Annotated in this window: 11 protein-coding genes; all 11 read right to left on the reverse strand. The window is 39.5% G+C overall.

The window, feature by feature from the left end; genetic code table 11:
• Positions 1–88: 88 nt before the first annotated feature.
• The 11 genes from B2V92_RS05820 to cobA (B2V92_RS05870) all read right to left on the reverse strand — a co-directional run bounded on the left by B2V92_RS05820 (position 89) and on the right by cobA (B2V92_RS05870) (position 13374).
• Positions 89–1873: a glycoside hydrolase family 15 protein gene (locus B2V92_RS05820; protein ID WP_293305650.1), complete on the reverse strand. Its 1785-nt coding sequence runs from the start codon at positions 1871–1873 to the stop codon at positions 89–91.
• Positions 1874–2112: 239 nt separating this feature from the next.
• On the reverse strand, positions 2113–3381 hold the full coding sequence (locus B2V92_RS05825; protein WP_293305652.1) for a glucose-1-phosphate adenylyltransferase: 1269 nt from the start codon (positions 3379–3381) through the stop codon (positions 2113–2115).
• A gap of 8 nt (positions 3382–3389) precedes the next feature.
• Positions 3390–4802 carry a glycogen synthase gene (locus tag B2V92_RS05830; protein WP_293305654.1) on the reverse strand — a complete coding sequence of 471 codons (1413 nt, stop codon included), beginning with the start codon at positions 4800–4802 and terminating at the stop codon, positions 3390–3392.
• A 485-nt stretch (positions 4803–5287) separates the two neighbouring features.
• Entirely contained in the window at positions 5288–6082 is a 795-nt protein-coding gene (gene cobA / locus B2V92_RS05835) for a uroporphyrinogen-III C-methyltransferase (protein ID WP_293305657.1), read from the reverse strand.
• Positions 6083–6432: 350 nt separating this feature from the next.
• Positions 6433–6939, reverse strand: a complete 507-nt coding sequence (locus B2V92_RS05840; protein ID WP_293305660.1) for a hypothetical protein — start codon at positions 6937–6939, stop codon at positions 6433–6435.
• Between the two features lie 179 nt (positions 6940–7118).
• Positions 7119–7586 (reverse strand): hypothetical protein, encoded by a 468-nt coding sequence (locus B2V92_RS05845; protein WP_293305662.1) that lies wholly within the window; start codon positions 7584–7586, stop codon positions 7119–7121.
• A 323-nt stretch (positions 7587–7909) separates the two neighbouring features.
• Complete coding sequence (locus tag B2V92_RS05850; RefSeq protein ID WP_293305664.1) at positions 7910–9160, reverse strand: sulfate adenylyltransferase subunit 1; 1251 nt, start codon at positions 9158–9160, stop codon at positions 7910–7912.
• A 150-nt stretch (positions 9161–9310) separates the two neighbouring features.
• Positions 9311–10216, reverse strand: coding sequence for a sulfate adenylyltransferase subunit CysD (cysD, locus tag B2V92_RS05855; RefSeq protein WP_293305666.1), 906 nt, complete (start codon positions 10214–10216; stop codon positions 9311–9313).
• A gap of 183 nt (positions 10217–10399) precedes the next feature.
• The gene (locus tag B2V92_RS05860) at positions 10400–11101 is read right to left on the reverse strand and encodes a phosphoadenylyl-sulfate reductase (protein WP_293305669.1); all 702 of its coding nucleotides are present in this window, start codon (positions 11099–11101) and stop codon (positions 10400–10402) included.
• Between the two features lie 7 nt (positions 11102–11108).
• Positions 11109–12614 carry a TSUP family transporter gene (locus B2V92_RS05865; protein WP_293305671.1) on the reverse strand — a complete coding sequence of 502 codons (1506 nt, stop codon included), beginning with the start codon at positions 12612–12614 and terminating at the stop codon, positions 11109–11111.
• The gene (gene cobA / locus B2V92_RS05870; protein ID WP_293305674.1) at positions 12598–13374 is read right to left on the reverse strand and encodes a uroporphyrinogen-III C-methyltransferase; all 777 of its coding nucleotides are present in this window, start codon (positions 13372–13374) and stop codon (positions 12598–12600) included. Before cobA (B2V92_RS05870) ends, B2V92_RS05865 begins: the two co-directional genes overlap by 17 nt.

A 13374-nucleotide genomic window follows, 5' to 3' on the forward strand; every position in this document is an offset into this window, starting at 1 on the left:
TCGGTGTGACACCGACCGATAGAAGTAGTTTAGTTGGTCGGGATTTGCAATCCCGACCCTCGAACTGTAGATTTGTAATCCACCATCTTTACAAAAATATTGGTCTATCCAGTTTAATCGCAATGCGGTAAGCGGCATTCATTAAACCTACATGACTATAAGCCTGCGGAAAATTACCCCACTGACTACCGGTTTTTGCATCAACATCCTCACTGAACAAAAGCAGGTGGTTGCAATATTTAATGATGTTTTCAAATTCTTTAATCGCCTCATCGGTTCTGCCTACACAGGCTAAGGCTTCTACATACCAGAAAGCACAGATTAAAAACGTGGTTTTCGGTTTTCCAAAATCATCGGCATGCAGGTAACGGTAAAACAGTCCGTCTTCTGTTTTCAATTCCTTTTCCAAAGCAATTAAATGGTCTTTAGCACGATCTGAGGCAGGATCAAGATAATTCATCATAATCAATTGCAAAGTACTTGCATCTAAATGCTCACTTCCTACAGCATTGGTATATACTTTTCTTTCCGGATCGTAACAGGCTTCGATATGTGCAGCAGCCTTATCAATTAAAACCTGTGCACGTTTTTCAAAATCTTCATTACCTATTGTTTTGGCCATTTTTAAAGCGGCCTGTGCACCTGCCCACTGGAACAGATTACTATAACAATGCACGTTGGCAATATTCCTGAATTCCCAGATACCTGCATCCTTTTCATCAATGGTCCGTTCAATTTTAGACAACACACTTTCTATCCATTTTACCGAATCGCTGCGTTCAGAAAATACAAAACGGTGATCAGTATAAAGTGGCAACATCGAAATTAAAACCTGACCGTAAATATCATTCTGAATATGCTCGTAAGCCTGGTTCCCGATCCTAATCGGTTTTTCGCCTTTATAACCTTCCAGGTGATCCAAAGTACGTTCGGTAATTTCCCTCTCGCCAGCAATGCCATACAAAGGCTGGTAACGCGTATCTTCCGCATGCGAAATATCAGAAAGGTAATTAAAGTACTTCTCCATTTCTTCAAAATGCCCAATGTGGTTTAACGAAGTGAGCACATAGTGCGAATCGCGCAACCAACAATAACGGTAATCCCAATTACGTGTACTTCCCGGCGATTCGGGCAAACTGGTGGTACTCGCTGCGATGATTGCACCCGTATCTTCGTATTGATGGATTTTTAAAACCAGGGCCGAGCGGATTACAAAAGGTTGGTAAAAACCTGCAATTGAAGAGTGTTTAATCCATAACCGCCAATAAGCAATTGTTTCACGTAAAAAGTTTTCGGCTGTACTTACCACCGGGGCTTCAAGGTTTTGACCGTAAGTCATGATGAGATATTTGGCTTCGTTCAGTACAAATGCCTTTTCATCGATGATATAGGTAAGCGATACATTGGTGCTTAAGCGGATATTTTCATCACAGCCCAGATAATCAATGTGGTTGCTGCCCCTGCTCGATTTCATTTTGGCTTTTCCATAATCGCAAACCGGCTCACATTTTATGGTAATACGCGGATTCCCCTCTAAAGGCTCGATCTTTCTGATGAACATTAAAGGCTTAAAATAGCGTTCGTACAGGTGAAAACGCGGCGCAAAATCGGTTATACGGTATTTTCCGTCTTCAGCGGTAATTTCGGTCCTTAAAACATTCGTATTTTCGATATAATATTGGTTTGAGGTAAATTCACCCTGCGGCAGGATTGAAAACTCCCCTCCTTTTTTCTTATCCAATAAACTACCAAAAACAAACGGACTATCGAAACGTGGCCAGCAAAGCCATGATATATCGGTATTTTTATTTACGTGTGCGATGAAAGCGCAATTTCCTATAATTCCTGTTTGATAAAGGTGTTGTTCGGCCATAAGCTATTTTTTCGTTTATTTTACAAACAAGTTCAGGGGCAAAATGTTGGGTAGAAAACGAAAAAGACCTAAAAGCAAAAAGACCTTATAGGTTTTTGAAACCTATAAGGTCTAGAATTTAAAGTAGTCATCTTGACTGAAGCAAAGTCCCGAACATTCGGGAGATCTATCTCGATAGATTTCTCGACTTCGTTGCACTTCGCTCGAAATGACGGTATTTTGGGGATGACAAATATTTACTAAATCACTGTTCCGCTAGGTACAACAGCGCCTTTTTTTATGACTACAATACCATCTTTAACGGCATAAAGTTCAAAATCGCCATCTTCTAAATGGTCACCGCCATTAATTTTTACATCGTTCCCAATGCGGCAGTTTTTATCGATAATGGCATTATTAATATAACAACGGTCGCCAATACCGATCAGCGAATTGCCTTTGCTGTTTTCATCCTGTATCTCTTCCAAAGTCTGGTACCTATCACTGCCCATAATATAGGCATTGGTAATTACCGTATCTTTTCCAATCCTCGATCTGATCCCTAAAACAGCATGTTCTACCTTGCTGGCCTGGATAATACAGCCTTCGGCAATAATGGTTTTGTCCAAAGTAGTACCCGAAATTTTTGACGGCGGCAACATCCTCGCTCTGGTAAAAATGGCATGGTTGCTATCAAACATATTAAATTTAGGGATTTCATCTGTTAAGCCTAAATTGGCTTCAAAGAAAGATGAAATGTTACCGATATCGGTCCAATAGCCTTCGTATTGGAAGCTTAAAACCCTGCTTTGTGTAATAGCCCTTGGTAAAATTTCCTTACCAAAATCCTTTTCATCTTCATTCTCGTTTAAGATATTGATCAGGTATTCGCGGTTGAAAACATAAATACCCATTGAGGCCAGGTAATTACGTCCTTCGCCCTGCATTTCTTCACCCGTATCCGAAATCCAATCTTCCAAACCTGTTTTAGGTTTCTCGATAAATGAAGTAATCATGTTTTCATCATCAGCCTTTAAAATACCAAAATCAGTTGCATCTTTTGCCGTTACCGGAATGGTAGCGATGGTAATTTCTGCATTGGCTTCGATATGCTTTTCGATCATATCTTTAAAATCCATCTGGTACAACTGGTCGCCCGATAAGATTAGGATGTAATCGAACTCATGCGAAACAATGTGATGCATGCACTGACGGACCGCATCTGCTGTACCTTGAAACCAACCAGAGTTCTGTACGGTTTGTTCGGCCGCCAGAATATCAACAAAAGCTGTACTAAAGTGGCTAAAGTGATAAGTGTTTTTAATGTGTTTGTTTAGGGATGCCGAATTAAACTGTGTTAACACAAACATACGGTGGATACCTGAATTGAGGCAGTTCGAAATTGGAATGTCTACCAAGCGGTATTTACCAGCAATCGGAACTGCCGGTTTAGAACGTGTTTGTGTTAGTGGCGATAATCTAGAGCCCTGGCCACCGCCAAGGATAACGCCTAAAACTTTGTCAGTCATGTTTAAGCTTATTTTAAATTTTGGTATAATTCTATATAATTCAAGGCTGCCCTGTCCCACGAATGGTCTATTTTCATCATGGTTTTTCTCACAGCTTTAAAGGCTTTTTTATCATTGTAAAATTCAACTGCACGGTTAATCGAGTGTGTAACATCCCAAATGCTGGTTTGGTCGTGGCAAATACCAAAACCATTATCGCCAATATCAATCACGGTATCCCTCAATCCACCAACCCTGCGTACAATCGGAACCGTTCCATAACGCAAGGCATAAAGCTGGTTTAAACCACACGGTTCAACCCTCGATGGCATAATCAGGAAATCTGCTCCGGCATACATCTCGTGCGAAACCTGTTCGTTATAACCGATATAAGCATTGTATTTACCACCAAAAACATCTTTCAGTTGGTTTAAACGTCCTTCAACCCAATTATCACCGGATCCTAAAACCAGTATATTGATATTGTCGCCATGTTGTTCTAAAGCGGTATAAAAAATATCTGGCAGAATATCAGCTCCCTTTTCATCAACTAATCTACCGATAAAAGTGAACAGGGGTTTAGAGGCATCTAGTTGAAAAACATTGCAGAGTGCTGTTTTGTTTGCCAGTTTTCCGGCTTCTACGGTTTTTAGATTGTAATTTTTGCCAAGCATGGGGTCGGTTTCCGGATCCCATACTTCATTGTCGATACCATTCAAAATACCAACTGATTTCCAGCGCTCCTGTCTTAATAAACTTTCCAGTCCACGGGCATTGCCCATCATTTCTTCCAGATAGGTTGGCGAAACCGTGGTTACTTTCCAGGCACACTTAATGGCAGAGGCCAGTGGATTTATCGCATCGTCCCATCCCAGCAATCCACCTTTCCATAAGTCGAAGGCAGGCAGGTAATATAATTTATCCCAGCCAAACTGTCCCTGGTACTGTGCATTATGGATGGTTAATACACTCGGAACGCTACTAATCGGTTTATATTTAATACAATTGGCCACCATAAAGGGTATTAAACCGGTATGGTGATCATGACAGTGGATTACATCCGGACGATGTTCCCACTGTACAATCCAATCAAGTGTAGCAATCTGGAAAGCTACAAAACGTTCCGTATCGTCATTATAACCATATACATTTGGGCGATCGGTTAAACCCTGAATATGGATTACATACAAATCGAAGCCCAGTTTATTGGTTTTCTCTTTTAAAATACGGTATTGAAAATGGTGATTGCCATAGTTTGTCCAGGCATCGTAAGTAACCTCGAATTCGCTTTCGCGGATAAATTTTGTGTCGTATGCCGGCACCACCACTTTGGCAATGTGGCCCAGCTTATTCTGATATTTTGGTAAGGCCCCTACCACATCGGCTAAACCACCAACTTTTGCAACAGGGTAACACTCGGCGCTTATATGTATAATTTCCATCAACTATTTGGTGTAGATAACTCAAGTAAGTTACTAATTGTTTTGAGCTTTGCAAATAATGGAAATTATATTTTTAGTTGATTATTTTACAGGAAAAATCGTCAACTCGACTGAAGCAATGCGGAATGGAGAGATCTAATTCTAACAAATTACTTAGCTCTTTTTATTAAAAAGTGAATGTTCAGTTCTTTGTGGCGGTTGGCAGCCCTGCTATTCGCTACAAAGCCTCGATTCGTGCCTCACCTTCGGGTTTTCCGCTGCTATCAGGCTTAAAAACAACGTTGGTTCCTGCAAAATGCAAAAACATATCTTCTGCGTTAATCATCTTAAATCTGCGGGAACAAAATATCAATAGTTAATGAAAGTCCTTCGACAAGCTCAGGATGACAATTCGGGAAACCCTTCAGGGTAAAAAACGAAAAAACCGCTTAAATCCATAAGCGGTTTTTAACAACAAAACAAATATATTTTTGGTTTAAAAATATCTAGTACTCTTCTGCGATGATTTCGTAAAAGTCGCGGATGGGTTGAAATTGTGGATGAAGTGAAACCACATCGCCAAAAACCAATAGCGCAGGTGCATCAATTCTTTTATCTTCAACAATTTCGGCAATGGTATCTACAATACCTATTGCAATTTTCTCCTGTGGGGTAGAACCATTTTGGATTACCGCTACTGGTAACAGGTTTTTATTTTCTGCCTGAAAAATAGCAGCAATTTCTTTTACCTTTTCAATGCCGTTTAAAACTACGATGGTAGCTTTAGTTTTTGCAGCAATATATAGATCCTCAGAAATTTCGCCTCTACTATTGGTTCCGGTTACTGCCCAGAAACTTTCGCTTAGGTCTTTATAAATCATCGGAATCTTTTGTAGGCTTGGCGCGCCGGTTGCACTCGAAATACCCGGGATAATTTCGGTTGGAATGCTGTACGATTCTGCCGCATCAATTTCCTCGTATCCTTTTGCGAAGAAAAACGGATCGCCGCTTTTTAAACGTACCACATGACCGTAATTTAAAGCATAATCAATGATCAACTTGTTTACTGCATCCTGTGAGAATGATTCATCATCAGAACGTTTGCCCACATAAACTTTCGGAATACCATCTGGCGCATGACACAATAAAGCTTCGTTCACATTTGCATCGTATAAAACAACATCTGCTGTTTTTAATGCTTTTACACCTTTTAAACTAAATAAATCCGGATCGCCAGGACCAGCACCTATTAAAGTAATTTTTGGTTCAATGTTCGCTTTTTCTACTTTATTCAAAATCATAACAGAAAATTTATGCTCGTTATACGTTTGTTTAATTACACAAATATATAAAGTCTATGGGAATAGTAGTAATTTATTTTAAATTTTTTTTTAGCTGTCATTCTGAACGTAGTGAAGAATCTGCTTCAGAGTAGTTTTTAGCTTAAAAAAAGATCCTTCACTGTGTTCAGGATGACAAGATTAGAGATTAGCATGATGGATCCTGATCCCGATATAAAACCGGGACAGGATGACGGGGAGCAAGTAAAAATATATCCATGTTTTCTGTACCTCTACGGCAAAAACAATCAACGGTGCCAAATAGATCTTATCGGAGCGTTAACACCAGTAAGAGAAATTAAAGTCATTAATTAGAATTCTACTTTTGGGGGACCTTCACTTAAATCGCCAAATTTCAAATCCATTCTGTTTAAATCTCTACATGCTTCGTTGTATTCTATCTTTGCAAGATAAATTCTATTTCCATAAGCCTCTATTCTGTATATCATATCCAATATCTTTTTATTTTTAGATGCCTTCACAGATGATTCAAAAAAAACGTAAACGTTACTTAAGGCTATCGTGAGCCCATTATTCTGATTATTTAATAAGTTAATTGCTGTGCTATCTTTCTTCCACTTAATTTGCACACTGGCATAAAGACTGTCAGATAAAACCGCTAAGCTATTTAACTCCTTAGCAGGAATTTCTTTAATTTTATACAATTGTTTAATCAGGCTATTTATAGTTTCACATCTGGCCTTAATTGGTCCCATTAATTTCAGCCAATTGGAATCCAATCTCGATGAAGCCTCTTGTCCAAAAATATTAAATGGGAGTAAAAAAGCTGACAGGATAATAATTCTCAATAATCTCATTCAAATAAATATACCGTGGGTTTATATAAAATTATTCAGAAGTATCTGTTAATTAAAGATCCTTCACTGCGTTCAGAATGACAAGTTGAGAAAAAACGTCTCCGCATTTTCTGTGCATCCGTGGCAAAAATAATTATGGAGTATAAATTAGGCCTTAGCAGGACGCTAAGACCAGTATCTTAATATTTACAATTCACTTCTGAAAAAGTAAACTTACCAGCTTCATAATTAATGGGTTTGCCTTTAACAAAATACGATCGGCCCAAAGTAGTTTCAATCTGCGCAACGCCCATAATCAATTTCCCGTCTTTCTTTAAAAATGCCAATGGGTTGGTAAATGCCTTGGTGGTATCTTTACCAGTATTAAAGCGATAATCAACCAATAAGGTATCACCATTAAACTTCCCAGTTATCTTTCCATTATTCTGTGGCTTATCGGCATACTTCACCAATAGCGATCCTGTTACTTTACCCGAAGACATGGTCTTCACAATCATTGCAGCACTATCTTTCTCAAAAAAAGCAGCATAACAGCTTTGATTGATAACGGAATCTTTTTTTGCGGTATCGGCCTTTTTCTCTGATTGGTTACAGGCAAAAACAAATGGAACAGCAGCAAAAACGAGGTATAAAAGATTTCTTTTCATATGGTTTCTAATTAGGTTGTATGTACAATATACGAAGAAGATGATTGATTTTAATTATTTCCATAAGCTTACATAATTAAATTATTCATTTTTTGTCCCCTCGATCAATTAGGATGAGAGAAACTTGTTGCGCCGGTCGATGAGATACCGACCCATACGGAAAAACGGGAAACCGTTATCCGATATCCCGTTGAAATTGCTTTCACTTTAGTTTTATCCCAAAGTTTTCATTATTATTAAGATTTTCAGGATTGTAAGATTTTAGGATGATAGTTGAAGATTCCCATCATCCATCTTACATTATCCATTATCCATTTTCCATTTTACTCCACAGCTGCCCTAAACATTAAGGCTCCAACAGTTAAATTGGTACGGGTATCAACCAAAATGGCAGAACCATTTGCGCGGTTATCATCGTATAAATCAAATGCCAAAGCATCAGCAGTTTTAACAATTACGCGACCGATATCATTCAATTTAAATTCATCTGCAGCATGTTTCTCGAGTGTATTGATATCAACTTTGTGCAGAATTTCACTGATTTTACACTTAGTGATCTTGCTGTTATGCTGAATGTTGTACATGATAGAAGTATCCAATGCACGGGTATCCATCCAGCAAAGATCGGCCTCAATCAGTTTTGTTTCCTGTGGCAATGCCGAAGCATTTACAATGGTATCGCCACGGCTGATATCTACATCATCTTTTAAATGGATAATCACCGACTGACCAGCGTGTGCAGCATCAAGTGTCTGATCAAAAAAATCGATTTTTTCTACAGTAGAGCTTGCTCCTGATGGAAGAACGGTAACTTTATCATTTAAATTAAAGATTCCGCTTAGCACACGGCCAGCATAACCGCGATAATCGTGCAGTTCATCTGTTTGTGGTCTTACCACCCATTGCACTGGCATACGTGCCAGTTGCGAACGGTCTAAATGATCGGTATCTACTTTTTCTAAGAAATGTAATAAGCTTTCACCTTCATACCAGTCCATATTTTCGGAAGCCTGTACCACATTGTCGCCCTTTAAAGCACTCACAGGAATATAAGTGATATCAGCTAGTTTTAATTGCTGGGCTAGGATTTTGTATTTCTCGATGATAGAACTATAAACGGTTTCGCTATAATCAACCATATCCATTTTGTTGATACACACCACCACATGTTTTATGCCCAATAAAGAAACAATATACGAATGGCGGATGGTCTGCTCAACCACACCATTACGGGCATCGATCAAAATAATAGCCAAATTCGCTGTAGAAGCACCTGTAACCATGTTTCTGGTGTACTGAATATGCCCAGGGGTATCGGCTATAATGAATTTACGTTTCTCCGTTTGAAAGTATTTATAGGCTACATCAATGGTGATACCCTGCTCGCGCTCAGCCCTTAAACCATCAGTAAGAATAGCCAAATCTATTGATCCGTCGTCGTTTTTGCGGTTAGAACTCTGCAAAGCTTCTAACTGATCGGCCAAAATAGAATCTGTATCGTATAACAAACGGCCGATCAAGGTACTTTTACCATCATCTACGCTGCCTGCTGTGAAAAATTTTAATATGTTCATTTTATTTATAGAATTAAGATAATAGTATCAAGTATCAAGACCTAAATGTGACCTAAGAACTCTATTACTAATTAATGGTACCAATATAAAGTATCTGTATTAAGGTTGATTGTCAAATCTTGATACTTGATACTAACCACTTGATACTCCCTAAAAATACCCACCCTTTTTTCTGTCCTCCATTGCGGCTTCAGAAACTTTATCGTCCATACGGGCGCCACGTTCTGAAATTTTAGAGGCACTGATTTCTGAAATAATATCGTCGATCAAAAATGCATCAGATTCTACCGCAGCTGTGCACGACATATCGCCAACTGTACGGAAACGCACCTGCTTACGCTCAACAACATCTTCATCATCCATATTTAAAAACGGAGAAGCGGCCATCAATTGTCCATTTCTGGTAATGCAATCGCGTTCGTGCGAGAAATAAATACTTGGCAGATCAATTTTCTCCCTGCGGATATAATTCCAAACATCAAGTTCTGTCCAGTTACTGATCGGGAACACACGGATATTTTCTCCTTTATGGATCTTACCGTTGTAAATGTTCCAAAGCTCCGGGCGCTGGCGTTTTGGATCCCACTGACCGAATTCATCCCTTACAGAGAAAATACGTTCTTTGGCCCTTGCCTTTTCTTCATCCCTGCGGGCACCGCCAATACAGGCATCGAAGCTGTATTTTGCAATAGTATCGAGCAAGGTTACGGTTTGTAAAGCATTTCTACTGGCGTTTTTACCGGTTTGCTCTACCACTTTACCCTGATCTATCGATTCCTGGACCGAGCCCACAATTAGTTTTTCGCCGATTCTTTCGACCATCTGATCACGGTAAGTGATGGTTTCCTCAAAATTATGGCCGGTGTCTATGTGTACCAAAGGAAAAGGAAATTTCCCCGGACGGAAAGCTTTTTCTGCTAAACGAACTAAAGTAATCGAATCTTTTCCCCCCGAAAATAGCAGGGCCGGTTTTTCAAACTGCCCAGCTACTTCACGTAAAATGTGAATCGCCTCAGCCTCCAGTTCATCTAAATAATCAAAATTATATGTACTCATTACAATTGTTGAAATGTTTAAATATTGAATGTTGGAATGTTCCGATCATTCAATATTATATTTGTTGTTATTGTTGTTTTGTTAAAAATTGTTGGAAGGTTTGAATGTTGTAAGGTTGCCGTTCATCTGCTCAAATGCATAGTTCCCATTATCCATCTTCCCTATTCCATCTTACATCAACCATTAAGTTGTAGCATGTAATCCGCATTCTTTTTTGCTCTGGTCTTCCCACCACCATCTTCCGGCCCTAAAATCTTCGCCTGGCTGTACTGCTCTTGTACATGGTGCGCATCCTATGCTGGGGAAACCCTTATCATGCAACGTATTGTATACAATGTTGTTTTCTTTGATGTAGGTTTTCACATCTTCTAAAGTCCAATCGAATATCGGATGGAATTTAACCATTTGGTTGCCTTCGTCCCATTCTAAATCGTGCATATCCTCCCGGTTGGTACTTTGATCGGCCCTTATGCCTGTGATCCAGATTTCGTTGCCTTTTAATGCTCTTTTTAAAGGTTCGATTTTACGGATATAACAGCATTCTTTTCTATTTTCTACCGATTCGTAAAAGCTGCTCGGGCCTTTGGTATTTACCATATCCTGTAATAGCTCATTTTGCGGATAATAGGCATGGATCGGTTTGTTATAAATTTCGAGGGTGCGGTTCCAAACGTAATAGGTTTCGGGGAACAGGCGTCCGGTTTCTAAGGTAAAAACTTTAATCGGGATGTTATTGGCAAAAATCAAATGGGTTATGGCCTGGTCTTCCCAACCAAAACTCGTCGAAAATATAATACGGTCGGCATATTTGGCTGCCAAAAACTTCAATTTATCAATTGTACTTAAACCTGCCAGTGCTGCCTTTATCTCCTCAAGGTTCTCCATCACTAAATTATTTTAAAATAAACATAATCACGCTGCGCAAGCTTACAATCATTACAATAATCCCAACAGCCACCATAATGGTTTTTGCCGAAATTTTGTTTGATACTTTTGCGGCGATCGGCGATGCAATTGCACTACCGATAATTAAACCCACAACAGCTTCCCAGTGTTTACCGCCTAACATGGTAAAAAAGGTAAGTGAACTTAGGGTAGCAATAAAAAAACGGCTGATTTTCACGGTTCCCAATGAAAACAAAGGGTGACGTCCACCGGCAATTAAGCTCGATAAAACGATCGATCCCCAGCCACCACCAAAGGCTGCATCGATAAAACCGCCCAAAAAGCCCAGCAAACCAATTTTCTTGATTTTCTGATCAGCTTTTTTCCTTTTGATGTTAAAGGCCTTCATTAAAATGACAGCCCCTAAAAACAGGGTATAAACCGCTACAACCGGTTTAACATAACTGCTATAATGTTCTAATGAAGATAAAATATAGGCACCTAATACCGCACCTACAATTGCCGGAAGGATCAATATTTTAAAAAGCTTCCAGTTTACGTTACCCATACGATAATGCATCCAGCCGGCAATACCATTGCTCATTACTTCTGAAATGTGGATTGCCATACTTGCCGATGCAGGTGGTAAACCCATAGCCAGCGAAAAAGATGCTGTGGTAACGCCGTACGACATGCCGATTGCTCCATCAATTAAGGCAAATAAAAATCCTGCTCCTAAAAACCAGTAGAATAAAGGATCGATATTGATTAAAAAAGACTGGAATTCTGGTTCGGTATTCCATAAGGAAAGACCGATTGCTCCTAACAGTAAAACCGCGGCAACCCAAATCAGCCATTTAATGTTGCGTTCTGCAAAGCTTTTTTTAGGATTGATCAAACTCTGGGTAACTTTATTGAGTTTTTTAACCTTTGCAGAAAAATCGCCGTTTAAAGTCTGGCGCAAAGCACTCATATTCTGTAGTGTTTCGTCCAGTTCTTCTGGTAAACCTTCGTTTAAAATCTGTTTTAAACGTTTGGCAATGGTTGGCGATTTACCGTTGGTAGAAATCGCAATCTTTAAATCGCCTTTTTGAACGATGGATCCCAGATAGAAATCACAGAGTTCGGGTTTATCGGCTACATTAATCAGTAAACCACGCTCATGCGTAACGCTCCTGATCTCTTCATTTAAGATATTGTTATTGGTTGCGGCAAAAACAATGTCGATATCATCCAAATCGTTGATATCAAAACTTTTCTGTTTAACCTTTATCTGTGGATAATTTGCAATAAGTGCATAAACTTGGGGCGAAACAATTTCTGCCACGATGGTAATGGTAGCGCTATGGCTGTTATTTACAATCGCCGTTAATTTTTCGAGCCCGATATTACCTGCTCCAATTAATAATGTACGCAGCTTGTTCAGCTTTACAAAAACTGGAAATAGCTGATTGCCTTTTTCTTCATCCGAAAAAGACGATGCATTATCTGGTTGGTTAGGCAATACTTGCATATTGTTTAATTAAGTTCTTAAATGATGGATGTAATGATACAACTTCTCCAAAAATTAATAAAGCCGGGGCCTTAATATTTTCCTGTTGCGCCAAACTTTCTATGGTTTCTACTACGCCAACAACCAGTCTTTCATCTTCTGCCGATCCGTTCTGTACCACTGCTGTTGGTAAATGATGTTTACCTGCGGCTTTAAAAATCTCCACGATTTTTGGTAGTTTTTTAAGCCCCATAAGCACCACTACCGTTGCGTTCGATTGTGCTGCCTGGTAAATATCTGCCGATACCTCTCCTGAAGTAGTAGTTCCGGTAATTACCCAGAAACTTTCGCTCATGCCTCGGTGTGTGACCGGAATCTGCTGCAAACCCGGTACACCGATAGAACTCGAAATACCCGGAATTACGCTTACCGGAATGCTATACGATGCAGCATAATCAAGTTCTTCGTATCCCCTGCCAAAAACAAAAGGATCGCCACCTTTTAAACGCACCACATGGCCATAATTTAAAGCGTAATCGATCATTAATTTATTGATGGTATCCTGTGGGTAAGAATGCTCGCCCGAACGTTTTCCTACATAAACCTTAATGGCGGCTTCAGGGGCATGTTCTAATAAAGTTTCGTTGGTTAAGGCATCATACAATACTACATCTGCGGTTTGTAATGCCTTTACACCTTTTAAAGTAAGTAAATCCGGGTCTCCCGGACCTGCGCCTAAAAGGGTAATTCTTGATTCCACGTTTAATCTCTGCTCTCCCAT

The organism is Pedobacter sp. UBA5917, from assembly GCF_002432345.1.
Classification (GTDB): Bacteria; Bacteroidota; Bacteroidia; order Sphingobacteriales; family Sphingobacteriaceae; genus Pedobacter.